This is a genomic window from Paenibacillus sp. 1A_MP2 (assembly GCF_052244825.1).
GTDB lineage: Bacteria > Bacillota > Bacilli > Paenibacillales > Paenibacillaceae > Paenibacillus > Paenibacillus vandeheii.
Genome location: NZ_JBQQCS010000001.1, coordinates 6,298,604 through 6,324,013 on the forward strand (window position 1 = coordinate 6,298,604; position 25,410 = coordinate 6,324,013).

A 25,410-nucleotide genomic window follows, 5' to 3' on the forward strand; every position below is an offset into this window, starting at 1 on the left:
ATGCACAACTTTTTTGCCAAAAAGAGAATCACGGCTTTCCTCTTCATTCTCGTGCTCGTGACGTTCTCTGTCCTGAATATCATTCAGTCCTTCGGGCCGATCCAAAAGACGCTGGCCTCAGCGGACTACCATTATTCTGAAGCCAAAGAACTGATCCACGAACTGGATGACGACATTAATGAGCATGTCTTCGAGAAATTCGGCTTCGTGGAAGCGTACGGATATATGCAGTCACTCATGTGGAAGAACGAGGAGAACAACTTCGAGGTTGTGAAAGACATGGAGGGCAAGCTGCACTATACCTACTTCGCTACTGGGCCGACGGATACGAAAGATCTGTCGGATCGGGTGGCTGCGCTGGGAGCACATTTGGACCCCAAAACGAAGCTGACCTATGTGATGACACCAGACAAATACGTGCGAGGCTATACGCAGTTTCCAGAGGGAATTCCGTACAATTATAACAACGAAACAGCCGATGGCTTTTTGGCCAATCTCAAGCAGGATGGCATCGATACAGTTGATCTGCGTAAAGGTTTGTTGGAAAGCGGTATTCCGGCAAATGATCTCTCTTTACCACGGATCATCACTGGAAAATCAAGACCGCGTTCTGGGCCTTCGGTCAGCTCGTGAATCATCTGGACGGCATGTACGACAAACCGCTGGACCCGGATCATTATTTCACGGACTTAAATAACTACAATGTAGTTCCGTATCAGGATATTTTTATTGGATCACAGGGGCGAAAAGCCGGGAAATATTTTGCTGGTGACGATGACTTTGACCTGATCTATCCGAAGTTCAAAACGGACTATTCCTTCTACTTTAAGACCGGTGAGACGGAAGCCACACTGAATGGCCGCTTCGAGGATGCGCTGCTCACGACCTATCCACTGAATGTGCAAGGAGCTACCTATGATCTAACTGCTGACAAGTACTTTACGTACCTGTACGGGAATCAGGGAATCGTTCATGTGGTGAACAAAGACAAATCGAACGGACTCAAAGTCATGTTCATCAAGGACTCTCTCGCAGTGCCGATGATCTCCTTCTTGTCCACCGTCGTGTCTGAGATTTACCTGATTGATCCACGGTATTATACGGGAGACATCATGGATTTCGCCAGCAAAACCGACCTGGATCACGTCTTTGTGTCGATATCACCGCAGGATCTCGTAGATGAGTTTTTCCCTTACGGATCGAAAGATTAACTCGGTGAAGGATCATACTTTACCACTACAGTGGCAGAACAATCTTCCGATCACTGTTATCCCCAGATTTCTTTTATCCCTTTTTATTAGGGAGAAATCCGGTGATAAAGGTGAACGCTTCGCTTCTCCAGATTCTTTCTGCCTCCTCCGTTCAGGTATGATCTTGTAGTCAAACATAAGAAAGGGTACCCCACAGCCAATAATCTGGCAGACAGGGTACCCTTTCTTTTTGTATTCCAATAGATCAGTTTCGTTCACGCTTCGCCTTTTGTTCCTTATAATATTGTAAAACGTCACGCGGGCTGCCTTGAAACGCTCTTTCCTTGCCATATACATACGCCTGCTCCAAATAAGCAAAAGCTTCATCATGCTGCTCAAGTCGCATGCAGACGATACCAAGATCAATTATAGGACCCGTATTAATATCCGAACCTCGCGTTTGCAGGGCTATTTCAGCCCAAGGTTTCGCCAGTGTGAACTGCTCCAGGTCCATATGTGCATTCACGTGACAGGAAGCAATCCAGCTCGCAATCTCCCAGTCCGTCTTCGGTTCGGGCAGCATCCCCAAGCCTGATCATAATAGATCAGGGCTTGCTCATGCTGCTGCGTTTCATCCAGAACATTGCCTGCTTCTACCGTTTCAATAATTTGTCTCTCCAGTTCGGGATGCTCCGGTGTCAGATCCTTCACTCCGCAACCTCCTCCTCCAGTTCGAAATACCATTCCAGAAAGTTATTGAAACTCGCCCACTGCGGTGTGCTTTCACCGCTCAGAAAACGTTCGATCGATTCACCCAGCTCCACCAGAGCCACATCTCCCGTTTGGCGGTTATAAAAGAATCCACCCTCGCCCTCAAAGCTGTCCAGCGGTATGTAGGCTTCTGGCAATCCAAGCGTAAGTTGAGCCACTGTCATGTCCTCCAAGTATACGGTGTTTTCCATAACCCAGCAGATCTGATAGATCTCCTGATGTCTGCTGTAAAAGGTCGGACCATCATCCGCATGCAAATAAAAATGTGCAAAATCAGATTCAAGATCTATACCCAGTTGACGTAAAGCTTCTTCATACTCTGCTGGTACATCTTCATGCCACCAGCCCTGATTCTGACAATAATCAATCACTTTATTGGATAACATATTAAGCCTCCTAATGAATCAAACATGATGAGTATAAGCCCTCTGGCTGTAAGATAGCTTTTAACTTTATAACCTAACCTGTTATCCCGTTAGACAACTTAATTGCAGAACGATATCGAGTGTGGTTGCCCATCACCCATTCATGAAACATATAAATACTGTATCAAAAGAACAAGACGAATGGAAATGGAGACATTTCTATTTACCCATCCAAAAGCCCACGATAAGCAGAACACTCCGCAACCAGTCTCAATTTCCTTATTCTGGCGCAACTTCCCCCTCATTCTTTCGTCTAATAATTGATTAACAACGAAGGAGATGACTATGCGAATAAGTTGCAGTCCTGGTTTCCCCGGAAGTATGATTGGTTCAATTGATCTTCAGCCTACCAAGTTTAATACGGGCGTTTCCCATAAAAGTGAGATTACTCACCATGTTGATCCAGACCTCATAGCCATTCCCTATGTGGAAAATCCTGAATTCGGAACAACCTTTGATGCGATGAAGATGATGAAGGGAACGTTCCAAGAAGAGTTTCAAGAGAGCTATGATGTGGAATTTACGATTGATGTGGATAAAAAGGGGTACATCACCCAGTTTGAGCATACCTTTGCACTGGAGCGTTATCTTGATCTTGTGCGGACGCAGTCCTATAAAGTGATTAAGACGAATTGGAAGGGACGTTCCTTCCATGTCATGACTTACTGTTATATGGAGGAAGTGTGCAACCCGGATAATGTAATCTTCAAATGTAACCATGCAGAGGATGTTTTTGTCGTAGCAGAACTTGTTCCCTATTCTGTCGGTGGTGTTGTGGTGCAGCCCAACAATGTGTACCTTCATCTCCGTGCATTAATCTCGGCAAGAGATGATCTCTACCCGATCGACTATATGTGTGAACCTGATTTTGATCTAAGCATTGAAGCCTAAATTCCACATCATTTAAATACAGCAGAGAGCACAAGGCGTTCCTGGCTTACTCCGGATCACCTGTGCTCTTGTTTAATATAGGTTCTGCTTACCGAAAAAATGAAATCTCAGGGGTGATTAAATGATTTTCGAGAAGAAACGCCCGAAGCCAAAAGAGAACGTTTGAGACAAGAAGAATTAAAGGGAAACTCCATGGGTACGTTTGGTGATGGTATCAATCGTGCTCAATTGGGAAGCTTATCCGATTTAGTTGGCAGTTTGGGATGGAAAGGCACCGGAATCCTCATTATATTATTCATAGTAGGCTATGTAATTTATAAATTAGTGTTCTGAGAAGGATAGGTAACGATGCACTCTTTGCTACTTGAATAAATCCTTGGTGAGTACCCCTTCCGATGTGGTTCTTCCATGTGAATCACCTACCCCCGTTCCTGATTTCGCGATCATTCTATCATTTTCTCATGTGGAAAAGTAAAAATAGCCCTTGAGCAGAAGGTTGAATGAGATTCTTTCCTTCTGCTCAAGGGCTGGCCGAAATTGATTATTTATTTGACCTCGGCATTCAGCCGTTCAATAAGTTCAAGCAACTCCAGCGGTTCACCAACTGTATGAGTTGGACGTTCTGTCTCATCCATCGGCTCATGGGGATAACGAGGCGTCCAGCTCTGAAAGATGCTGGTGATGCCCAGTGCGTTAGCTCCCTTCATATCACGACTCAGGTTATTACCAATCATCACCGTCCTGGAAAAATCCCCTTCAGACAAATCAAGGGCACCAATTGCTGCCTTGAACATCCGCGGGCTTGGCTTGCTGGCTTTAATATTCTCCGAAATAATCATTGTGCTAAAATAATCATGAAGTCCATGCTGCTTAAATACGTTCTTGAAGGATTGTGCATCGCCGTCAGCAACCAAGGCCAGTGTGTATCCTTGTTCATGAAGCTTTTGAATCGTGATATCCGCACCCGGAATCAGATCCGCAGTCAGAACAATTCCTTCTTCGTCCCGAATCTCGGTAGATTCATCAACGATGGTATCGCCGCTGTCAAAAAAGATAATTAGCTTTTTGTCGTCCATGTCCGTTATGACCGTCCTCTTCATTCAATTGGTGTAACGACTTGCCGGTTTCCGTTTGACCATATACAATGATGTTCCAAAATAAGGTATAGCGCTTAATCCAATGTTACAATGGAGACGAATAAAAAATCAATCATTTTTTCGTCGAGCTCGTGCGGATACCTGATTTAAGCTTAATCATCTCGACCGAAAAAATAATCAGGATCAATTGGACGGTAGTTGGAGGTTCTGCTGCTTACCGAATAGCTTTGCTTTTGCTGCCATCGCTTTATTCAACCTTACTCTTAATCCACTCATCCATTCCGGCTCATGCGCCCAATGTTCTGCTCCAGACCGAAGCACACGTACGTAACCGTACAGATTGGCAAAGCGACGGCATGCAGGGAACATCGACTCCATATCATAGGTGTCTCCAGCTTCTGCCCAATACCCTTGCATAAACGTTTGCTTCTTCTGCTCCCATTGTTCCGGCTGGATTTCCTCCTGTAAACTATCGAGGCTCTGCTCCACATCCATTGCATACCAGTGGTACATCGCATCATCGAAGTCAATGGCGTAACAGGACTGACTCTCCTCGTCATAGAAGACATTATCCAGTTCAAAGTCATAATGAATTAACCCGAAGGTCTGCTGTGTAACGGGCCAATGTGCAAAACAACTCCGGAGAACTTCTACCTCATTGAGCGCCGCAGTCTCGCCAGGGAACTCCCCCAGCACGTCCTTCATCCAATCCAGTACATCCGTATACGTCCAGCGTTTCGCCTGTTTAGGTGTGTATTCGCAAGATAAACGATGCAGCCTCCCCAATGCCTCACCCAAGCTACACACGATCTGGTCATTCAAATCAATACTACCCATCTGGTTACCCGGCACTCGTTTGAAAACGGAGGCATAATACATTCCCCAAGGCGTATGGGCCTCTACCAGCTCTTTTCCGGTATGGGAGGCAACAGCTTCCATGACGCCATATTGATTTAGTTTAAGATAGGACAGGAACTCCAGTTCCGCTGCAAGATTGGTTTGATTTTTCTCCTCTACCGGGGCAAAACGAAGCAACCGAACCTCTCCCTGATCTCTGAACGGATACACGGCATTGGAGGATATACGATAATACTGAAACATGTCCAGTGACTCGGAATCATAACTCCAGTTTTTCAAAATCATCTCGGCGAGATCGTTATTATGGAATAAATATTTAAGTTTTAACATGGGCGTATCTCCTTATGGGTCGTTTAAATAGAACGCTTTTAGGGTTCCGATTCCTATTTTTGCGCGCAAAAAGCCGCAGGCTATGCCTGCGGCTTCAAAAAATTCCGGGTGCACGAGGTATACTTTCATAAGCAAATAAACCTCGTGAATACCAGGAAAAAGGAGCAGTTATATCCTATATGTCGGCAGACTTTGGATTTCGTCACATAAGCAAAAATACAAATGCTTCGTCATGCTTCCATTGCTCTGCCGGATCTATTCAGTTCATATTCACCTTAATTGTTGTAGCCACGCTTTGCATCATCTTAGCCCGTCGTTTCATGACGATCACTCCTTCCGAAAAACAAGTTATTTCCATAATACTCCAATAATTGATTACAGGCAAAGGTTATCAGGATTGTGTAACAACCATGCGTTCTACAGTCTCCGTGTTCTCTTTGTACCACACCATAACGACATCTCCCTCTTTCAGATCAGATACCTGAATGGAAGAATCGGCGCTTTGGTTGTTACCAGGTGCCCCCATGCCCATTCCTTGTGAGATGTTCACATCATCACCAATGTTCAATTTCATTTCGATGCCAGTATCCTTCATGTCTGTACTCCCGCCTCTGGAGACGCCTGGTTGTCTTCCATTTCCATTCGTGGAGCCTGTGGTTGAGTTGTCCTGCACCTCAAGTAATGCGATCGTGACTGTGCTTCCTTCAACGGAAATAACTCTGCCCGTAAGGTCGGCATTCATCATTCCCCTCATCTCGTCCGTGCTACCTGTTCTGCCATTCATTCCTTGGCCCCCGCCTCTCTGCGTTCCTCCGTTCATGCCAGGGCCACCGCCATTCATCATTCCGCCACCATTCATGCCTTGGGCGGAACCGGTATTCGTAATGTTCTGGGCAGTGATGGCGTCGCAGGCGGATAGAAAAACTGTGCAGGTAAACAACAGGAGCATAGCCGATGTGAGATAACCTTTTTTTCGCATACGGATCACCTCTTTCTCAGGGAAGAGCGTTCCCAGCCAAGTTTTCTATAAAATATGAAATTATATGCATCTTTGAATCCCATGTACGACAACACAACCAGCAACGGATATACGGGGTAGATATATCTCGATTTAATCTCCCACAGAATATAGAATCCGATAAATCCGAGAATAATCAGAATTAAAGAGACCTCATCATACCTTTTTCCACGAATACTACCGATTAAGCGAATGACAATAAAGCAGTACATCAAGAAATTCATCACATAAACGACCCAGAGCACTCCCGTCCGGTAGACGGAATCTCCCTGAAACAAGTCCGTTACCGCATTGGTATAACTATAGGAGCCGGCAATTCCACCACCTCTTCCTTCCCCATCCCCGAGGAGCTTTCATTACCGATGCCATATCGATCCATTTGGTAGGTTCCTTCGGTCCAGGTCCAAATGATCTTTTTGTAATACATCTGGGCCAAATCACTTAAGCTGGCTTCTGACAGTTTCCGTTCAATCTCCTGCTTGTACAGCTCTGTACTTTCAGCTTTATTATAATTAGCATCTCTCTGATAGATCTGGTAGCTCTCCATATTATCCCAGAAGCCGAATCTTTCGAGATTAATACCCATGTTCAGCCACATATAGACCGGAGCCGAGTTTTCCCAACAGGTTCACTTACAGCACCAGAAGAATTCAAGACCGCATTCTGAGTCCAACCTGGGACGCTATACAACATAGCCAGCACAAAAATGGAGGCAATTCCTTTCTTGATTCCAATACTTCGCATATTCAGCAGAATGGTTAACATGGCGGCAATCAGCACAATCACGCCGACGCTTCGGAAGTAGTTTCCAACCGCGAGCAGAATGGCAGCGATAAGGATTGTTTTCCAGGACTTTTCACGTATGAACCGAATCAAAAAATACAGACAAGACGTGAGAAATGCCGTGGCAATCACATCGTTATAGATCAGGTTATTCAGAAACAGAGACGGCAGATACGTCGCCGCGAAGATCAGAACCCCGTAATCACGCTCCGTGGACTTGTTATTTAACTGTTTATAAATGAGATAAATCATTAATGTCGTTACGGTTGAAAACAAAATATTGAACAGCTTGATTACCAGATAATTATCCGGGAACAGGTACAGCAATGTTTTTAAATACAAGACGGTAGAAAAGTTGAACGGGAACATATGCAAATATCCGCCCGTTTCGAACGAGGAATAGTCCTGATCGTAGAGCATGTTCATGGCGAGTGAAAGCACCGTCTGTGAATCATCGGTAGGCACTCTTGGAAATACGAAGATAATTATGATTTGAATAGCTAGAGAACATAGCAGCACCACCGGAATAACAACCTTTGGGCTGGCTTTGTTCAGCTTCAGGCAAAGGCGGTATAGCAGGGTACCGGATACAAGAAGCAACGCAATCACCGGGATAAAAATACTCCACTGCTGTGCGCCCAGAATCGGATTATCCCCGTACAAGGTGTAATTGTACTGCGCCCGGACAAACAGGGACGAAACGATAAACACACCGACAAAAATAAGCAGAATGAGATAAAGCGACTTATGGATCACCTTAGACATGCCAAAACTCCTTTTCCAGTACAGGATTCGGGAATAGTATAATGCCTCTACCTGAAAAAAGGCTGAATTCAGATTCGTGCGAATGAATACTCATTGGGAGATGATTTACAGCACAAAAAAGACCGTCCCTTGGTTAAGGGAACGGTCCGTATGTCTATTTTTATAAAAGAGTATATGGGCTTTAAGGCTAATCGTTGAAGATCACTTTTCGTCCTTAATAAACTCAATAATATCCTGGATCTCACAATCCAAAGCCTCGCATATTCGATTCAGCGTATCGAACTTCACGCCATCTGTTTCCTCATTATATAATTTGGCAATCCCATTTCTATGTAGTCCGGTTAGTCGGGATAAATCGGCAATGTTAATTCTTTTCTCTCCCATAATTCGAGATAAATGAATCTTAATCATACATGTTCTCCTCCAAACTATAATGCATACTGTAGTGTTGACAAAGCACACCACAAAGTGTATATTTGAATGAATATAATGTACACTGTAGTGTTCATATATAAGCTCAATATCTATACATTTCCTAAAAGAGGTGTGCAAAAATGATAGAATCTCTGGAATCTTTGGCAGAACCGTTAATCCGAACGCGCTTAGAGTTATTATACAACAATTTGTCTCACACGCAGCCTGATTATACCCAACTATCTGAAGAATCTGATCATTATTTTCATACCATTCGCCAAGCTTTACCTGAATATCTGAATCAGACCATTTTTTTATATGAAGATACTCAACTTTCTATTCAAACACTTCTGGAAAGAGAGATTTATTTACAAGGGTTTCGGGATGCCCTGCAACTAATGAGCGAGTTACATATACACAGATTCTGACGCCATAGCTTCTTACAAAATATGCTATAATCAACAAAGCAATAGAATAGGCTTAAAGGGTCGGTCGGCTACCTCGCCATGAAGGGAGGGATGCCCTGTGACAGTGTTTGAAGCAATCATGTTGATGCTTACCTTTGGTACGCTCATCGTTGCCATTCTGTCCGATAAACGCAAATAGACCGCCCCCATAGCAAAGGAATGCGGTCTATTTCATCGTGCCCTTATGTTACTGAAGCCCACCGCCCTTAAAAGCGGCTATTGCTCAGAGAGTCGTGTTACCAGCACGGCCCTCTTTGCATTTTACGTCTAATCTGCTCTAATTATACCATACTCAAATCTTTGAAGTCATATATAAACCGTGTTAATCCTCATACAATTCCTTATACTCGTGCAAATATAAAACCTCAATACAATTGGACCAGTTCAGAACCGAACCGACAAAGTCCTGAATGTCCAATCCTGGCATTTCATAAGTACCTTCTGTATTTACCGAACCCGTTGCATCCTCAATCAGAGTGACTTTGAACCCTTCATGCTCGGCCGCAATTGTCGTAAACAGGCAACAATATTCTGTATTAAATCCCACAATAAACACATGTTCCACCTGATGTTCATCGAGCCATTTCTTCAACTCCGGGTTGCTAAAGGCGTTAGGTTTACTTTTTTCCAGAATCGTATGCCGCCCAGTGTCGACTACAATCTCCAGACCCGCAGCATTCTTGTAAAATAGTGAAGATCCCTCGTGGTCATAGTCTACATGTTTCAAGTAAATGACCGGTTCATTCCGCTGTTCAAAATCAGCGATAACTGCTTCAATGTTCCCTACCTGTACTGTGAAATCCCTCAATGACGTAATCCCGTATTGCACATCCAATACAATCAGAGCTTTGTTCATATGCTTTCCCCTTGCTTTAGTTGATCGATAGACGTTTTCCCACTTCCACTACTTCTTTCGTTTCTTTTCCAAAGCCTTCTTCGCATTTTCCTGTACCCGAAATTCCACAATTCTGCGGATCAATTCTTCTGGCAATGGCTGATCTATGGGAAATTGCACCGATCCTTTGGCTCCTTTATACCGTGAGAGTTCTTCCTTAAATGCTTCGATCCCACTGGCACTCGGGTAAAATCCGATATGCTTGGCGTAAGCGGCAAAATGAACCAAGTTTCCGTGCTCTGCATATGTGGGCATCTTGTAACTGATCTTCTCCACCGCATTGGGAGCGGAAGCGCGAATAATCTGTCTTAATGCCTGTAATTTATCCTGTACATCCGAAGGAAATTGAGAGATATATTCATCTACCAGCACATCAGAAGTGGTACTCTCTGACATCTTGAACTCCTTCCGCACGTCCATTCGTGGTATGGCATTTTTCACAACGTCATGGCTCGGCCATTTCGCATCAGATAATCTTCCTTGGCTTTGTAGTCTGGCATAATACTGCCAACACGACGCCAAAACGAACGATCATGATTCATGTGGTGAATATGACACAATTCATGAATGATCACGTAATCAATCACTTCCAGCGGTGCCATCGCCAAGCGGTAGTTAAACGTAAGTTTTTTGTCCCAGCTGCAGCTTCCCCACTTGGTCGCCGATTCCACGATATCCACAGACTTCGGCTTCACCTTCAACTCCTGCTGGTAACGGCCGATGCGCTCACCGATCATTCTTTTACACTCGGCAAAATAAAACTTCTTCAGATTCGCACGCAAATCTTCTTCCGAATAACCCTCTACGTCAATTAACTCATGCAGCGCATGTTCTTGGCCAAAAAGCAGGAACTTTCCCTTGCCTTCCTCTTCGTATTCCTTGGCTTGAGGACCATCCAGCGCCTGCTGCATCAAGGCTGATTTCGTCAAAATCACTTCCCCATGCTGCTCCACAAGTTGTTGAATCATTTCTTCGCTGGTGCCATTGGGAGCCTTGATTGTGACCATATAAGGTAAATCCATAGTGATGGAGACTTTCTTGCGTTTTCCATATTCAATATGACAGGTAATAGGATGATTGTTTATTTCAATAGTTAGCATAACGTGCTCCACTTCTTCCGATATTTCAATGTCAAAATTCTGATTTATTCTTCAGATTGTAACCTATTCAGTAACTCCATGCATAATGTTCAGCGAATTATAATGTTTTAATTGAATTTTTATTCATAAATATGTATTATTATAAAATTATAAGATAGGAGGATAGATATGACCCCTACATCGAATCCGGATTATAAAACCATTGAGGAACTATCGCTCAACCATTGGCAGCCCTTATCCACCTTGCTTTTTGACGGATGGTTACTGCGTTTTGCACAGGGATATACGAAGCGTGCCAACTCCATTCAACCTCTTCACTACTCGATCCAGGATGTGCATGAAAAGATCGAGCAATGCGAGCGAATCTACGCTTCCAATCAGTTAAGTACCATATTTAAGATTACACCGTTTATCCAGCCGGATCGTCTCGACCAGCTTTTGCATGAAAAGGGGTATGATGTTGTGGATCTGAGCCAGGTCCAGACTCGGAGTCTGGAAACCATTAAGGAGCCTGAGTACTCAGAAGTAAAAATAAACGAACAATTAACCGGAGAGTGGTTGGATCACTTTTGCAGATTGAATCAAGTGAATGATCTGCATCGGGGAACGATGGAACAAATGTTGACCAACATCCGTACGCGCACAGGTTTCATCTCGCTGTTCCTCGACGGACAAGTCGTTGCTTGTGGATTCGGTGTGGTGGAACGAGGCTATATTGCATTGTATGACATCATTACAGACGCTAACTTTCGGAATCGGGGATTGGCCGAGCAGATGATCCTTCATCTGTTGCATTGGGGAAAAGAGAATGGCGCTACGTCCAGTTACCTGCAAGTAGTTGCTAATAACGCACCCGCATTAAAACTGTATGCCAAGCTTGGATTCTCGGAGATCTATACCTACTGGTATAGGGTCAAGGAAACCCAAGTCTGATCTAGATCAGATTTTTAGCTTCGAACAATTTAAACAAAAAAAGAGCTGGTTCTCAGCTCTGATTACGTTCCAATTGTTTTTCGATCCCCAGCCTGTCGATCTGAATCCAGTATTCTGCAATTCGCTCATTCTCCACCCGGTATACCGCACTCGCAATTTCAATCACTGGCAGGTGGGTCGGCGCATATCCATCCACTTCTCCGACATGAGTACCCACTTGTTTCCAGCGTACATATACCTTATCTCCCTGTGCCAGCAGCTCCTGAATCTGGAGTGAAAAATCTCCGTACGCCTCAATCATTTCCCTCACATGATCCGCATAGACGGAAGGAGTTCTTCTGACTGTCACTTCCTCTTCCGAGATCACCTGGTGAGCCAGTACCTGCTCGGCCATCAGTGTATTGGCATAATCAAGATTACGACCCGAGCGCACTTCTTCAAAAAAAGTTCTAACAATCTGTTCTGGCGTCATCCAATCCACTCCATTTTTCGTTTTATCATGCTTGTACCAGAAGTATCGACGAATCTCACTCTCTCGTAAAAATCAATTTAACTAGCTCTTATACAGGATTCTTACTCTATTGTATATAGTCATAATATACCATTACATATCTTGACAATAAGTCTATATGACCATAGACTAGCAAAAGACATTAGGGAATTAATAGGAGGTTTTGATTATAAGAGGTTCGAAAATAGGTTTTAACCAGAAATGATAATCTTCGGTGTTTAGATTTTTTAGAAATTAGCCTTTGGAACAACTTAGAAAAACGAGAAAGTGGTGTACCATGAAACGTTTATTTTTGATTATGTTTACGCTCACCCTGTTATTGGCGGGATGCCAGAGCAATAACAAGGAGAGTAGCCCGTCCGAGAATAACCCCACAGAAATATTAGAAGGCTCTAGTGTATTAAGTTTGAAGCAGAAGTACGGCTCCGAATCAAATAAAGCGATCATGCCGATGTATAACGTAGCACAAGATGAAGAATTTACGTTCAAGTTTAAAGCGGATTTGGGAAAATCTAACTGGTCGCTGAGTGATATGATTTCAGTACATACCGATATAAAAGCACTTAAAGCAAGTGAAGTAGCATTGTTGTCAAATATTCATGACAATAGTATTTCTATTAAACCTCTTGGTTGGGGAGTTTTAAGCTCAGATTCAATGAGAACCAAGAGTCAAAGCTCTTGGGGTGGAGCCCCAATTTATTACATTCGTCTGAATTATGATCCGGACGCAGAGAAACTGACATTGCTCGATCAACCAATTATCATTCCGTTTACGGTGAGATCGGAGTTACCTGTACCCAACCTAAGATACGAAATTGACAAAGATAGACGGTTCAAGTTGGTCTGGGACAAGGTGGAAGGCGCAACTGAATATAAAATTTATAAACGTTCTGACCTAACCGACTTTGATACAAACAAACCTTTAACTGGCGAAGAGGATGCTTTCAGCAATAGTCTACCTTTAGATATTGCGGTAACGACTGAGACTTCCTTTAATGATTTTATGAAGGACGGCAAGGGCGGGCTTGCGACTTATAATGAAATGATCACGACTCATCAGAACCATGGTATACGAGGAGAATATTACGTCACTGCAATCGGTGGAGGCAAAGAATCCAATTTTAGTAAAGGTGTACCTACCGCTCCGCTTGCTTCCCAGTTACCGACAGCTTTGAAAGAACAATTGTATAGGGAGAAATTAAAGAATATAGATGTACTTCCTCAGAAAACAACAGTTGAGTACAATGACGGCTCTCTAGCCCAAGAAACCATTGTCTATGATACTACCAACGTAGAGATGTCGGAGTTCAATGAAACAAATATTCCTTTTCATATTAAAGGAACAGCTCTGAAAAGTTACGTACGAGTGGAGAATGTGACCCAAGAAGACCTGGATAGACTTGCCCAACAAACCGTGGCCGATTCCAGTAACGGACTGGTGGAACCAAAGAACGACACACCTTACGTCCCTGCACCTGATGTGCCAACCATTATCAACAATCATGATGCGCCTGCGACTGAGCCTTCAACGGAAACAGGAGCAGAACCGACGGTGGAAGAAGCTCCATCTACGGAGTCCGCAACCCATTCTGCAACGTCAGAAGATAAAACTGACCCGGTATCCAACGAGGCTTCCGATGATACTTCCGATAAGGCTTCCGATAAGGCTTCCGATAAAGTTTCTGACGAAATTTCGAGTGAATCTCCTGATTCAGCCTCCGGAACTGAAGAAGACAACTTGGTGGATGAGCAGAAATCCAATACACAGCAAAATGTAGAGCAAGGTAATCAGGAAACGGTTCCTGAACCTGCTACAGGCGATGCCATGATCAATGCAGATTCTGCATTGGAAGAAGTTCTGGCTAAAAACATGGTTGCAGCCCAAGACAAGATTTCATTGAAAGCTTTTCCAGAAGCCCAAAACTTCACAACGCTCTCAGATGTGGTCCTGAAAGTGATGTACCAGAATCCATTGATTCTGGGTGTGGAAGGTTTTGAATACAATTACGGCACACTTACCCTTTCGATCCATTACAATGAGTCGGCAGATGTGATCCATAAGAAACAGGACGAGATTATTGCCAAAGCAAACGAAGTTGTCGCTTCCATCATCAAGGATGGCATGAAGGATGATGAGAAACGGAAAGCCATCTACGATTATCTGAACGATAACGCGGAGTATGATGATGCGGCACTTGAAAATGCGGAACAGAACAACTTTAAACATGTCGACGCACAGTTCAATGATTCGTTTACAACATACGGTATTCTTGTCAAAGGCGTTGGCGTATGTGCCAGCTATGCTTCTGTTTACAAACTGCTGTCCGATCTGTCTGGACTGGAAAGCATTGTCGTAACGGGAGCGTCCAGCGGTGTTCCTCATGCGTGGAATAAGGTCAAAATCGGGAATGAATGGTTCCATGTGGATGCCACCAATAACCTGACCAATTCCGGTATTCCTTACTTCCTGTACAATGCAAATGATGAGACAGCTGCAAGTCAGAAATCGATAGCGGATAAGGATTACTGGCTTGATTCTGAACTTGCCCTGTTTAATGGCGAAAGTGATGCGAACGATTATTATGTACAGAACGATCTCGAAGTCGCTTCGATTAGTGAATACAAAACAAAGGCTGAGAGTGAACTGAAAAATGGGGAGAAACGGGTTATTCTCCGTTTTGCATCGCCCGTTGATTCAGATGAACTGATGACCGCTGCAGGTGAAGCTCTAGCTGCATTCGATGAAGCCCTTCTGGGTACGGCGCAATTGGCTACACTCGGTAGCTACGCCATTCTGGAACCTAACCCGGAACAGAAGTAATTCATTAATCAAGAAAAATTCCATAACAAGAAAGAACTCCATTCACCTTCGTCGGGAATGGAGTTCTTTGCTTATCTTGCCTATGATCACTAGCCTATGTTTCATAGGTCTTTTTTATATCCCAATTACGGACTAACAGTACCGCCATTGGCGTTCAATGTCTCGCCGCTCACATAGCTGGATTCCTGGCTCGCTAGGAAAACAAACGCAGGCGCCATTTCCGCAGGCTGTCCTGCACGGCCAAGCGGCGTATTGGAGCCGAAATCAGCAAGCTTCTCTACGGGTTGTCCACCAACGACCTGAAGCGGTGTCCATACCGGGCCTGGAGCGACGACGTTCACACGGATGCCTTTGCTGCCAACTTGTTGGGCCAGCGCTTTGCTGAACGTGTTGATTGCTGCCTTGGTTGTCGCATAATCCAGCAGGATTGGAGATGGCTTGTATGCCTGAATAGAAGACGTGTTAATGATGGAGCTGCCTGGCTTCATGTGTTTCACAGCTGCTTTACAGAGCCAGAACATCGAATAGACATTGGTTTTGAATGTCGCATCGAATTGTTCTGTGGTCAGATCGGCGATCTGCTCAACAAACTGCTGTTTCCCTGCCACATTGGCAAGAATATCGATCCCGCCGAGCTCTTTTACAGCAGATTCAATAAGTTCTTCGCAGTATTTCTCATCCTTGAGGTCACCTGGAATCGCAACAGCCTTGCGGCCTGCTTCTTCGATCAGCTTAACCACTTCCTTCGCATCGGCTTCTTCCTCAGGAAGGTAAGCCAGGACGACATCCGCGCCTTCACGGGCAAAAGCAATAGCTGCTGCCCGACCAATACCGCTGTCTGCTCCGGTTACAACCGCTTTGCGGCCGGTCAGACGCCCGCTGCCTTTATAACTTTTTTCACCGGCATCAGGTACAGGAGTCATTTCACGTTGAAGCCCCGGCTCCTCCTGCTGCTGCTTCCAATCTGATGTTGCCTTTGGATATTGTGTCGTCGGATCTTGCATGGTGTGCTGGTCTTGATTAGCCATGTTCAATTCCTCCTCGGATTAATTTACACCCTATAAATAGAACGAAATGATTCTACACTGGTCACTACGCGGTCAGAGCAACCTTCCGATCGCTGTTATCCCCAGATTTTTTCTATCCCTAATTAAGGGGAAATCCGGTGATAAAGGCGAAGCATATCCTTTCGAAGCAGCTTTCTTTTAGAAAGCTTTTAGTTTCACTTCTCCAGGCTTTCTCTGCCCTCTACGTTAATGTGTAGAAAATAAGTTCAATTTAAATAGACTGTGTAAATGTAAATTTCTTTATTATGTTGTTTTCATAAAAGTTGCACTCTTTCCTTTGTAACCGAGATGGGTGGAATTTAAACTGGCTCTGAACATTTCCATGGGAAACTTTCCGACTTTGAATCTCCAGTGACTGGAGGTTGTATAATAGATGATGAGGTGATCTTGTGGACCAAAGCAAAGATACTTATTCAATCGGTGAAGCGGCCAAAATGATCGGCTCGACGGTCAAAACGATTCGTTATTACGATGAAATCGAGCTGCTCCGGCCCTCTTTTCATACGGAAGGTGGTCACCGTCTCTATACACCACAAGACGTGTGGCGCCTGGAACTGATCACAACACTTCGCTATTTGAATTTTGGCATACCGGATATTCGCAAGCTGATGTCTGGTGAACTTGGCGTATCACAAGCGCTGGACTTACAGATCGAAGCCTTGGAAACTCAGATCGGAACAATGAATTCCATGCTCTCCATTCTGCAACAAGCCAAACAGCATGAAGCAGAAGATACGCTCCATTCCGGACAGTCTCTTGCGTATGTTACAAGTCTGGTGGATTCGCTAACCGCCAATGCCCAAAAAGGAAAAAGTTCATCTCCACCAAAATGGAAGAATCTCATCTGCTGGACGGCATTCCGCATGAATGGAGAGTTTCGTTTCTGCATTTTTTCGACAAATACATGATGAAAGATACGAAGCTGTCTGCCCAGCAAACACTGGCATGGAAGGAAATTCAGGAAATCATCAACGATCCGGCCTACATCGTCGATCTGGCCCGTCTTGAACTTCCCTTCTTCACTATGGCGAATCATCCACAGATTGAGGCAGACGCCTGGGTGAAAAAAATGGAGACCCTCCGCATTCGTGCCACTGAAGCTCTGGAGAAACGTTGGCCGTTAGATAGCCTCGCAGTGCAGAGCATGGTGTGGGATTTTGTGATGATGTACGCCAGTGTTGAACATGCTGATGATCCGGAAGCATTTTTCGTAAACAGGCTCGTTATATGCTCGACTCCGTGACAGAGCGCATCCTTCGTTTTAACAAGCTCTGCAAGATCGTGAATCCCGAATGGAGCCAGATCGTAGACGGCATTAATCTGTTGCAGGAAGGCATGCGACTACGGTTAAACCAAATGGAAGAAGACTGAAATTCAGTCTTCTTCCATTTGGTTGTTCAGCCTTTTTTCAATGAATAGGATGTATGTTCTCCCACTTCACTGTCCAACTGGAGCGGTTGTCCTTTCAGATAGTGGTTGAAGAAATCGATCGTTGTATCGTTCACGATTTGGTGGGCTCCCTTAGCATCTACACCCTGTGACCATTCGAGAATAGGAGATATCAGATAGAGGTCCGAGAAGCTCAGATGTTTGGTCTGATTCAGCTCCATCCAGTAGTTCCCTCCTGCGGTCATCGGTTCATAACGGGTATATACTACTTCGTAGTATTTCTCTGCTTCCGGGCGGGTCGTACCCATAGCTGCAATCTCATCGTCACTCATAACACTTGTACCTGCAACAGTCGTGTCTGCACTCATCATCAGGAACGGTTTGCCAACGCCTGCTGTCGGTATGCGTTTCTCCCCAAACAATACGCCGTCCATGTTCATGCCTGCTTTGACACGAGGATCATCCATCAGCATCTGTACCGTTGTTGCCCCGCCAAATGAATGTCCAAACATGCCGATGTTATCCAGATCCATATGACCGTTAAAACGCCCGTACGGATCAGTTTCCGCCAGCTTTTCCACTTCATCCAGCACAAATTGCGCATCCTTCACCCATGTCTCGTTGAGCTTGTCCATATAACTGAATTGCAGCTGATCGAAGCCTTCCTTGCCCTCGGATTCAAACTGCGCCACACGCCCATCCGGGAACACGGAGACCAGACTGCTGTACGTATGATTAATGCCCACAACAATATAACCTTGGCTGACCAGCTGCTCCACCTGGAACGTATTTTGATTTTCATAGCCATGCAGACCATGAGAGAAAAGGATGACCGGATACTTGGCTTCCGCATCAGATAATGATGCCTCCTGAATGGCATGGGTTTTAACTTGACTCAGGCTTGAAAATAAAAGCTTTGGCAGCTTCAGCACATCATTAAAGGCTGTTGCATAGACCTCCGGATCATTCACATAAGGAGCTGTTGTTCCCTTGGTGTCTTTATCCGTCGGATACCAGATCTGCACCATCAATTCCCTTTTGTCCCCGGCTGTACTCGTCAGCAATTCCTCCCGGCTCTCATCCGTCCAGTCATAGGAAACCGTACCGATTCCGTAAGGACCTGCTGGTGTATCAAACGAAAATACCGGGAACAGAAGTGGAAGCCCGATGGTCACGACTGCATATACCAATATCAACAGGGATGTTCCGATGACTCGCACACGTCCGAATTTCCGCTCCACGGTTGACTTCGACCTCTTAGCGATTAACACAATCAGTGGAACCAGTGTGAGCAGATACGCCGGAATCATAGGCCACCGCAGGCCCTCGACCAACCCATGAAACAGTAATAACGCACCCGATATGACCAAGCCTCCCCATACCATGTTCCAGGATTTATTCCTCCCCCAATCAACCACACCAGCATTACGACATTGAAAATAAGATAAATCCATTCTAGTGTCCTCATCTGTCCTTGCCCCCTTCTCTGCCACAATTGAATTTGAGCTATATCGTGCAGCAGCTCTTCTATTACCAATCATAAAACCTCCGGTAACAGGAGATTCAAGCCTCAATTTTGAAAAACAAAAAAAGCACTCCCTGCATCACACTGGATCTCCCGAAGGATTCCAATGTGGACAAGGAATGCACGTATGATGTTACGATATAAGCTGACTAGGGAAATTATACACCTTGCCACTACGAGTGCCGCACCATCTTATCTTTGAGCTGAGGCTAGTGGTCGTCTCCTCCATCTACCCGCTGTCTGTTCCCTATGCCAAATACGAAATATCCGATCACAACGATCGCCATAAATGTAGCCCCGACAATCAGCGGTAATCGCGTATCCGGGTTAAATGCCATACCGATAATAACAAGTGTCAGATATACGATGATGATGTAGTTGCTGATCGGGAACCATTTGGACTTAAAGGTGTGGTCTCCCATCTCGTTGCCCCAACGCTTACGAAATCTGAATTGACTAAAAGCAAGTGCGAACCACGGAACCATTCCCGGAAGAACACTTGCACTGTAGATGTACAGGAAGAGCTTCGAATCCGGCATCAGGTAGTTCAGCACCACACCGATCAGCAGCAAAGAAATCGTGATGATAATACTGTTGCGGGGAACCCCGCCTTTGGACAGCTTCTTGAAAAAGGCCGGTGCCTGTCCATTCTCTGCAAGCGTATAAAGCATCCGTCCTGCACTATAAATCCCACTGTTACATCCTGACATCGCGGCAGTGAGTACAACAAAGTTGATAATGCCCGCAGCGGCTACAATCCCGACTTTGGCGAAGGTCAGTACAAACGGACTTCCCGTTTCTCCGACTTCATTCCAAGGATACAATGTCACGATGACAAAGATCGCCCCGACGTAAAAAATGAGAATACGCCACACGATGTTTTTGATCGCTTTACGCAGCGTAACCTTCGGATTCTCCGCTTCTCCTGCCGTAATTCCGACCATTTCGACGCCCTGATAGGCAGCCGTTACGATACACAGGGCAAATAAAAATCCTTTTAGACCCCGGGAAAAATCCTCCATGGCTTACCAAATTTGACAGACCAATCGGTTCACCACCATTACCCAGACCGAAGAAGATCAGCCCGGTTCCGATTACAATCATGAAGACAATCGCTGTCACCTTGATCAAGGCAAACCAGAACTCAAACTCGCCGTAAAACTTCACAGCTGCCAAATTCGCCGCCGCAATAATAAGCACGCCAGCCAAGGCAGGCAGCCATTGTGGTATATCCGGGAACCAATAACCCACATAGATTCCAATCGCCGTCACTTCCGCCATACCCACCGTAACCCAGAGGAACCAGTAACTCCAGGCAGTCAGGAACCCGGCAAGCGGGCTAATATATTTATGAGCAAATGTGGCAAACGAACCGGTCACTGGCTCCTGTATCAGCATTTCCCCCATAATCCGCATGACAAAAAAGATAATGATCCCAGCCAGCAAATAGGCTAACAGCACCGAAGGACCTGCCCACTTGATCGTACTTGCCGATCCCATAAACAATCCAACGCCGATGGTGCCCCCAAGTGCAATCAGTTCAACGTGTCTGGGCTTAAGCCCTCTAGATAGTTGCTTTGATTCCAAACGACATTCCCCTTTTCGTGTGTACATCTTACGATTGTAAGGTTACAACTCCACATTCGCATTACCGCAATGCAGAATTACTTCACCAAATTGTACGAGATGCGTCAGAAAAATACAACAAGGAATGTAAGGAAGCGGATTCATTATGCACTAACTCATCAGTTCGTTGAATATCCTTTCCCAGCGACCACTATGCTCTTCCTCCACAAGTAAAGGAACAAACCCCAACCGGAGATAAATAGAAATGGCCGGGAGCCTGAAGTCATCGGTTTCAAGCAGGGCTGCTTGTTTGCCCTCTTCTCTCATTCGGTGCAAGGCAGCCAGGGCGATGGTATACCCCAGTCCCTTCCCTGAATGTCCCGGCAGAGCGCCCACCATATGCAAATATCCACAGTTGATATCGGCATCCTCTTTCTCCCAAGCTACAGCAGTGGCGACAGCAAGTCCCTCATAACAGAGAAACAGAATCTTCTCCGGCATAAATGGCGGCTGGAAACCAATCTTGTCGCCGAAGGCAATTTCCCTCGCAAAGGAAATGCGGATCACATGCTCCCATTCTGTAACATCTCCGGGGTGAAATGATCTGAGCTTGTAGCCTTCCGGTATGTCCAGCTGCGGCAGATCCGCCAACGTTTCCTTTTTCATGACCAGCTTGGAGCGTTCATCCCTCATCCTTCAGAGCCCGCCTTTCCTCTAAAATCCGGAAATGTCACGGTGTTCCCGCCCAACTTCACGGATTCCATGGAAAGGAAGAAAACCGAACTCCAGGTCACGGCGTCATAGACATCAACCAGCGGACTTCGATCTTCCTGAATGGCGGAGATGAACTCCTCCAGCACCAGAAAATCACCCCCGCCATGCTTCGTTCCGGCAGCCAGATGGCCCCACTGCTTCCACTTTGGATGGTCATATTCCGGCTGATAACGGGACATCTCCTCCCACATTTCCGAGCCATCCTCCCCATTGACAGGAGAGCGGTCCTGGAGCCATACGAGGTCTTCCTCATATGGATGGCGCGCTGACAAATAAGCGCCTTTGGTTCCTTGCAGCATATAATGCGTTTTATTGTGGGGCCGAACGGAAACCCAATCGACACGCAGCGTAATTAGAACACCCTTCTCGGTTTTCAGAGCGGCAACGGCTGAATCCCCTTGGCTCCAGTAGCCTTCACGGGCAGCCGGGTGATCCTTGCCAAATTGCTCACTGAAATAATTCTGAAGCGCTCGCGGTTCAGAGACTTGCGCCGATATGCTTTTAAGCCGATCACCTCCGGGTTTATTCAGTGCAATCCATTGTGCGGCAGGTCCAATGGAATGTGTCGGATAATTGACTCCGTTGTAATTCTGGTGAAGCTGACCCCGCCAGGTTAGCGAGCCGTTCGGATGATGAATCAGATGACGCAAATCATGAATATAGCCACCCTCCACATGGGTGATCTCTCCGAATAGACCTTGCTGTGCCATATGATTAACCGTCAGATTGGACCTGGAAAAGCAATAGTTTTCCGACATCATATATTTCAATCCCGTACGCTCCACCGTCTCGACCAATTCCCAGGCTTCCTCAAGCGACTGTACCGCAATGACCTCACTTAACACATGCTTGCCTGCGTTCAGCGCATCAATTGAATGCCGAGCATGCATATGCATCGGGCTGATCACGAATACTGCATCAATCGAAGCATCCTGCAGCATTTCCGAATAGTCGCTGTACGTCCTGATTCCTGGAAAAATCCCCTTCCACTGCTCCAGCACCAATTCATTCAAGTCACAAGTAGCCGTCAAATCAATACGGTCAGCCAAAGAATGCAAGGCATTCAAAAAGCTTGCCCCCGGTTGCCACCGACAATCGCCAGCCTGACTCGCTTGCGGCTCATGGCGTCATCTCTTTCTTGCCAGACAATAACGTAAAGATCAGTTCTGTTGAATCATGGTCGCCTTTGGCATCAGGATGCGGCTCATAATCATACAACCCTTTGACAAACGTCCTCGCCAGTTCCTGATAGTTCGCGCCTTGCAGTTCAACCGTATGTATGCTCATCTGCTGGTCCTGAAGGTTGACGAGCACCACGGCAGGGATATCCGGCACAGCCGCGATTTGTACAAAATGCCACTGGTCTCGCTGGATGACAGACTGAACATGATTGTGTCCGTTAAAGTAAATGCCCTGACCCTGATGCTCCTTCAGGACAGACCATAGGTCGAGTTCCGGATCAAGAGACATCATCGGCTCTGTCGATCTGGCCGTTGTATCGTATACAGGATGATGGGCAAAGACGAGCAGCGTCTTCTGTCCATACTTGTTCATCTGTCCGCGCAGCCAATCCATCTGTTCTTCATCCATCATGCCGCCCCAGTGGTCGGGATTCTCGCGGGCAGTATCCAGCACCAGCAGGACCGCCTCTTCTTCTTCAATGGCCAGATAACGCTTCTGTCCGGTTGTAGCTTCAAGCTCGGCCTTGGAACAGGCATGGGTGTCATGGTTGCCCAGCGCGTACAGAAATCTCCGTTGCGGCAGCGCCTTTTGAACTTTGCTCATAATAAAATTGAATTCCAAAGGTTCACCGGCATGTGTCAGGTCACCAATAGATATATGATAGTCCGCCGAGAAGTCCAGAAATTCTGCCAAATACGCTGTATAAAAAGCATCCCTTGCCTCAATCATCTGGTCATCTGCATCAACTAACAGAGCAGGATAATGTAAATCCCCCATTACAATCAATCTCATCCTCAATCTCTCCCTTATCCTTTGATGCCCGAATGCATAAAACTGCTGATGAACTGCCGCTGGAATACCAGAAAGCCAATCAGCATCGGCGCCGTCACGATCAGCGTAGCTGCACTGACATCCGTCCACTGCGCACCTGCTTCGGTTGATTTCGCAAACATGGCCAGCCCTACCGTCAGCAGACGATTCTCCGGGAGTTCGTCACAATGAGCGGCCAGAGAAAGTCATTCCAATGAAAGCTGATGGAAACGATCGCAAACGAAAGGTAGACGGGCTTTGACAGCGGCATGTAAATCCGAAGCAAAATGCCCAGCGAGGAACAGCCCTCCACACGCGCAGCCTCCTCCAGCTCGTTGGGAAGCTGCTTGAAGGCTTGCCTTAGCAGAAAAACGCCGAAGGCAGAGGCGAAATAAGGCAGCATAACCCCGATCTTGGTATCCAGCAGTCCCAACTCGTTAATGATCTGATAATTAGAGAAAATGAGTACATCTGCCGGCACCATAATCTGCACAAGAAAGAGCATGAATAAAATATTTCGTCCCACAAACGCAACTCGTGCGAACGCATACGCTGCCAGTGTCAATGTGAAAATCTGAACCGCGAAGATCCCTGCGGTCACCAGCAACGTATTCCACATGTATTGTCCGAACGGTGCCCCTTCCCATACCCGACTAAAATTATCCAGCGTAAATTGCCAGGACCAGCCGGCACCAATGGAAGCCTCTCTGGGAAGAAAGGCATTGCGCACCATCCACATCAGCGGAATCAGCCACACGGCAGCAAACAACAACATGATTGTATGCCAAACGACTTGTCCGGCGATCCGGCGGCGCCGTGCGGATTGGAACTTCCTGTCCAGCGACAGGTTGTCCTTCTTCTTCATCGTTTTGACGGACAAGGACAGGTCGGCTGTATTCTTCATGATTGTCCATCCCCCTCCACATTTTACTGATAATGAATCTTGCGTTCCCATCCGGCAAACTGAAGACAGGATATAATCAGGAGCAGAACGATCATTACCACGGTCATGGCCGCTGCCATCCCCTGGTCATTGTAACTAAAGGTCGTCTCATAGATGTAATACAACAGCAGACTGCTGGCATGATCCGGCCCTCCCTTGGTCATCATCCACAGATGATCCACCCATTTGAACGCATTCGTGATCGCCACAACGGTGACAAACAGTGTCGTAGGCATCGTTAGTGGAATGGTGATTCGCAGCTGCTGCGTCCACGCACTGATTCCGTCTACCGAGGCGGACTCGTATAAATCTTTCGGAATTTGCTGCATACCAGCCAGATAAAAGATCATGAAGTATCCCGCTTCCTTCCAGACGGTCATTACGATCAGCGAGCCCAGCACCGTATCCGGATTGCCGAGCAGATTCACCTCACTGCCTGCGAACCAGGAAGCAAACCGGGCAAATAAACCAAACTGAGGCATATAAAGAAACAGCCAAATGCTCGCAGCGGCGATCATTGGAATCATATTCGGGTAGAAAAAAGAAACTCGGACCAAGCTTTTGCCACGGATTGCTTTATCAGCAAATAATGCCATTACAAAGGCCAGCGCCATAGACACAGGAACTGTCCCCATAGCAAACCAAATATTATTTTTGAACACTTCAACAAAAATAGGATCATGCAGCAAAGCTTTATAGTTGTCCATTCCGACAAATACGGGAGTGCGAACAGCCAAATTCTGCTCAAACAGACTGAGCCATGCCGATTTAAGCATCGGATAATAAGTGAACATGCCAAGAAACAGAAGAGATGGCAGTACAAGCGCCCACCCAAACCCGTTGCGCCTAAGCTTCTCGTTCCAGCGGGTATTCATGCCCTAACTC

Annotated in this window: 29 protein-coding genes and 3 pseudogenes; 11 read left to right on the plus strand and 21 right to left on the minus strand. The window is 45.9% G+C overall.

Going from position 1 to position 25,410, the window contains the following annotated elements; genetic code table 11:
• Positions 1-633, plus strand: a complete 633-nt coding sequence (locus ACTWJ7_RS31005; RefSeq protein WP_443146199.1) for a hypothetical protein — start codon at positions 1-3, stop codon at positions 631-633.
• The gene (locus ACTWJ7_RS31010; RefSeq protein WP_443146200.1) at positions 630-1,211 is read left to right on the plus strand and encodes a hypothetical protein; all 582 of its coding nucleotides are present in this window, start codon (positions 630-632) and stop codon (positions 1,209-1,211) included. The genes ACTWJ7_RS31005 and ACTWJ7_RS31010 overlap by 4 nt, the downstream gene beginning before the upstream one ends.
• Before the next feature lie 244 nt (positions 1,212-1,455).
• Here the strand turns inward: ACTWJ7_RS31010 and ACTWJ7_RS31015 are convergent, their stop codons facing one another.
• Genes ACTWJ7_RS31015 through ACTWJ7_RS31025 form a run of 3 tightly spaced genes read right to left on the minus strand, consistent with a single transcriptional unit; the run spans position 1,456 to position 2,347 of the window.
• Positions 1,456-1,773, minus strand: coding sequence for a hypothetical protein (locus ACTWJ7_RS31015; RefSeq protein WP_443146201.1), 318 nt, complete (start codon positions 1,771-1,773; stop codon positions 1,456-1,458).
• Complete coding sequence (locus ACTWJ7_RS31020) at positions 1,713-1,901, minus strand: hypothetical protein (RefSeq protein ID WP_443146202.1); 189 nt, start codon at positions 1,899-1,901, stop codon at positions 1,713-1,715. The genes ACTWJ7_RS31015 and ACTWJ7_RS31020 overlap by 61 nt, the downstream gene beginning before the upstream one ends.
• Positions 1,898-2,347 (minus strand): hypothetical protein, encoded by a 450-nt coding sequence (locus ACTWJ7_RS31025; RefSeq protein ID WP_079350426.1) that lies wholly within the window; start codon positions 2,345-2,347, stop codon positions 1,898-1,900. Before ACTWJ7_RS31025 ends, ACTWJ7_RS31020 begins: the two co-directional genes overlap by 4 nt.
• A 324-nt stretch (positions 2,348-2,671) precedes the next feature.
• On the opposite strand from ACTWJ7_RS31025, the gene ACTWJ7_RS31030 reads away from it, so the two are divergent.
• Positions 2,672-3,277 carry a hypothetical protein gene (locus ACTWJ7_RS31030; protein WP_079350427.1) on the plus strand — a complete coding sequence of 202 codons (606 nt, stop codon included), beginning with the start codon at positions 2,672-2,674 and terminating at the stop codon, positions 3,275-3,277.
• Positions 3,278-3,418: 141 nt separating this feature from the next.
• Positions 3,419-3,610, plus strand: a pseudogene (locus ACTWJ7_RS31035) (DUF6366 family protein); the annotation flags it as partial.
• 212 nt (positions 3,611-3,822) lie between these two features.
• On the opposite strand, the gene ACTWJ7_RS31040 reads toward ACTWJ7_RS31035, so the two are convergent.
• From ACTWJ7_RS31040 to ACTWJ7_RS31065, 6 genes are all read right to left on the minus strand, one after another.
• A complete protein-coding gene (locus ACTWJ7_RS31040) occupies positions 3,823-4,353 on the minus strand; it encodes an HAD family hydrolase (RefSeq protein ID WP_079350428.1) in 531 nt (176 codons plus the stop codon).
• 204 nt (positions 4,354-4,557) lie between these two features.
• Entirely contained in the window at positions 4,558-5,562 is a 1,005-nt protein-coding gene (locus tag ACTWJ7_RS31045; RefSeq protein WP_079350429.1) for a phosphotransferase enzyme family protein, read from the minus strand.
• 391 nt (positions 5,563-5,953) lie between these two features.
• Positions 5,954-6,541, minus strand: coding sequence for a hypothetical protein (locus tag ACTWJ7_RS31050; protein ID WP_079350430.1), 588 nt, complete (start codon positions 6,539-6,541; stop codon positions 5,954-5,956).
• A 322-nt stretch (positions 6,542-6,863) separates the two neighbouring features.
• Positions 6,864-7,166, minus strand: a complete 303-nt coding sequence (locus tag ACTWJ7_RS31055; RefSeq protein ID WP_443146203.1) for a hypothetical protein — start codon at positions 7,164-7,166, stop codon at positions 6,864-6,866.
• A gap of 2 nt (positions 7,167-7,168) precedes the next feature.
• Positions 7,169-8,128, minus strand: coding sequence for a glycosyltransferase family 39 protein (locus tag ACTWJ7_RS31060; protein ID WP_443146204.1), 960 nt, complete (start codon positions 8,126-8,128; stop codon positions 7,169-7,171).
• A 201-nt stretch (positions 8,129-8,329) separates the two neighbouring features.
• On the minus strand, positions 8,330-8,539 hold the full coding sequence (locus ACTWJ7_RS31065; RefSeq protein WP_017690565.1) for a helix-turn-helix domain-containing protein: 210 nt from the start codon (positions 8,537-8,539) through the stop codon (positions 8,330-8,332).
• A gap of 143 nt (positions 8,540-8,682) precedes the next feature.
• Here ACTWJ7_RS31065 and ACTWJ7_RS31070 point away from each other — a divergent pair, with 143 nt between their 5' ends.
• Both ACTWJ7_RS31070 and ACTWJ7_RS31075 read left to right on the plus strand, forming a co-directional pair.
• Positions 8,683-8,970, plus strand: a complete 288-nt coding sequence (locus tag ACTWJ7_RS31070) for a hypothetical protein (protein WP_079350432.1) — start codon at positions 8,683-8,685, stop codon at positions 8,968-8,970.
• Positions 8,971-9,073: 103 nt separating this feature from the next.
• Positions 9,074-9,148, plus strand: coding sequence for a putative holin-like toxin (locus ACTWJ7_RS31075; RefSeq protein ID WP_367620549.1), 75 nt, complete (start codon positions 9,074-9,076; stop codon positions 9,146-9,148).
• A 183-nt stretch (positions 9,149-9,331) separates the two neighbouring features.
• Here the strand turns inward: ACTWJ7_RS31075 and ACTWJ7_RS31080 are convergent, their stop codons facing one another.
• Genes ACTWJ7_RS31080 through ACTWJ7_RS31090 form a run of 3 tightly spaced genes read right to left on the minus strand, consistent with a single transcriptional unit; the run spans position 9,332 to position 11,004 of the window.
• Positions 9,332-9,865 (minus strand): isochorismatase family protein, encoded by a 534-nt coding sequence (locus ACTWJ7_RS31080; protein ID WP_079350433.1) that lies wholly within the window; start codon positions 9,863-9,865, stop codon positions 9,332-9,334.
• Between the two features lie 48 nt (positions 9,866-9,913).
• The gene (locus tag ACTWJ7_RS31085; RefSeq protein WP_079350434.1) at positions 9,914-10,300 is read right to left on the minus strand and encodes an iron chaperone; all 387 of its coding nucleotides are present in this window, start codon (positions 10,298-10,300) and stop codon (positions 9,914-9,916) included.
• Positions 10,301-10,341: 41 nt separating this feature from the next.
• Complete coding sequence (locus ACTWJ7_RS31090) at positions 10,342-11,004, minus strand: M48 family metallopeptidase (RefSeq protein WP_285079922.1); 663 nt, start codon at positions 11,002-11,004, stop codon at positions 10,342-10,344.
• Between the two features lie 168 nt (positions 11,005-11,172).
• Here ACTWJ7_RS31090 and ACTWJ7_RS31095 point away from each other — a divergent pair, with 168 nt between their 5' ends.
• The gene (locus tag ACTWJ7_RS31095) at positions 11,173-11,937 is read left to right on the plus strand and encodes a GNAT family N-acetyltransferase (protein ID WP_301880825.1); all 765 of its coding nucleotides are present in this window, start codon (positions 11,173-11,175) and stop codon (positions 11,935-11,937) included.
• 52 nt (positions 11,938-11,989) lie between these two features.
• Here the strand turns inward: ACTWJ7_RS31095 and ACTWJ7_RS31100 are convergent, their stop codons facing one another.
• Positions 11,990-12,409 (minus strand): ester cyclase, encoded by a 420-nt coding sequence (locus ACTWJ7_RS31100; RefSeq protein ID WP_301880826.1) that lies wholly within the window; start codon positions 12,407-12,409, stop codon positions 11,990-11,992.
• A 316-nt stretch (positions 12,410-12,725) separates the two neighbouring features.
• Here ACTWJ7_RS31100 and ACTWJ7_RS31105 point away from each other — a divergent pair, with 316 nt between their 5' ends.
• Complete coding sequence (locus tag ACTWJ7_RS31105; RefSeq protein ID WP_301880827.1) at positions 12,726-15,269, plus strand: transglutaminase domain-containing protein; 2,544 nt, start codon at positions 12,726-12,728, stop codon at positions 15,267-15,269.
• A 125-nt stretch (positions 15,270-15,394) separates the two neighbouring features.
• Here ACTWJ7_RS31105 and ACTWJ7_RS31110 read toward each other — a convergent pair whose 3' ends face one another.
• Positions 15,395-16,297, minus strand: a complete 903-nt coding sequence (locus tag ACTWJ7_RS31110) for an SDR family oxidoreductase (protein ID WP_024631293.1) — start codon at positions 16,295-16,297, stop codon at positions 15,395-15,397.
• Positions 16,298-16,725: 428 nt separating this feature from the next.
• Here ACTWJ7_RS31110 and ACTWJ7_RS31115 point away from each other — a divergent pair, with 428 nt between their 5' ends.
• Genes ACTWJ7_RS31115 through ACTWJ7_RS31125 form a run of 3 tightly spaced genes read left to right on the plus strand, consistent with a single transcriptional unit; the run spans position 16,726 to position 17,707 of the window.
• Positions 16,726-17,244 carry a MerR family transcriptional regulator gene (locus ACTWJ7_RS31115; protein ID WP_443146205.1) on the plus strand — a complete coding sequence of 173 codons (519 nt, stop codon included), beginning with the start codon at positions 16,726-16,728 and terminating at the stop codon, positions 17,242-17,244.
• The gene (locus ACTWJ7_RS31120; protein WP_443146206.1) at positions 17,241-17,579 is read left to right on the plus strand and encodes a hypothetical protein; all 339 of its coding nucleotides are present in this window, start codon (positions 17,241-17,243) and stop codon (positions 17,577-17,579) included. The genes ACTWJ7_RS31115 and ACTWJ7_RS31120 overlap by 4 nt, the downstream gene beginning before the upstream one ends.
• Complete coding sequence (locus tag ACTWJ7_RS31125; RefSeq protein WP_443146207.1) at positions 17,564-17,707, plus strand: hypothetical protein; 144 nt, start codon at positions 17,564-17,566, stop codon at positions 17,705-17,707. Before ACTWJ7_RS31120 ends, ACTWJ7_RS31125 begins: the two co-directional genes overlap by 16 nt.
• A gap of 26 nt (positions 17,708-17,733) precedes the next feature.
• Here the strand turns inward: ACTWJ7_RS31125 and ACTWJ7_RS31130 are convergent, their stop codons facing one another.
• From ACTWJ7_RS31130 to ACTWJ7_RS31160, 7 genes and pseudogenes are all read right to left on the minus strand, one after another.
• Complete coding sequence (locus ACTWJ7_RS31130) at positions 17,734-19,179, minus strand: alpha/beta hydrolase family protein (protein WP_443146208.1); 1,446 nt, start codon at positions 19,177-19,179, stop codon at positions 17,734-17,736.
• Between the two features lie 280 nt (positions 19,180-19,459).
• Positions 19,460-20,837 (minus strand): annotated as a pseudogene (locus tag ACTWJ7_RS31135) (amino acid permease).
• A 150-nt stretch (positions 20,838-20,987) separates the two neighbouring features.
• Complete coding sequence (locus ACTWJ7_RS31140) at positions 20,988-21,509, minus strand: GNAT family N-acetyltransferase (protein WP_024631297.1); 522 nt, start codon at positions 21,507-21,509, stop codon at positions 20,988-20,990.
• On the minus strand, positions 21,506-22,657 hold the full coding sequence (locus tag ACTWJ7_RS31145; RefSeq protein WP_443146209.1) for a Gfo/Idh/MocA family oxidoreductase: 1,152 nt from the start codon (positions 22,655-22,657) through the stop codon (positions 21,506-21,508). Before ACTWJ7_RS31145 ends, ACTWJ7_RS31140 begins: the two co-directional genes overlap by 4 nt.
• A gap of 52 nt (positions 22,658-22,709) precedes the next feature.
• The gene (locus ACTWJ7_RS31150; protein WP_079350441.1) at positions 22,710-23,564 is read right to left on the minus strand and encodes a metallophosphoesterase family protein; all 855 of its coding nucleotides are present in this window, start codon (positions 23,562-23,564) and stop codon (positions 22,710-22,712) included.
• A 14-nt stretch (positions 23,565-23,578) separates the two neighbouring features.
• Positions 23,579-24,357, minus strand: a pseudogene (locus tag ACTWJ7_RS31155) (carbohydrate ABC transporter permease).
• 152 nt (positions 24,358-24,509) lie between these two features.
• A complete protein-coding gene (locus ACTWJ7_RS31160; RefSeq protein WP_301880833.1) occupies positions 24,510-25,400 on the minus strand; it encodes a carbohydrate ABC transporter permease in 891 nt (296 codons plus the stop codon).
• Positions 25,401-25,410 lie beyond the last annotated feature (10 nt).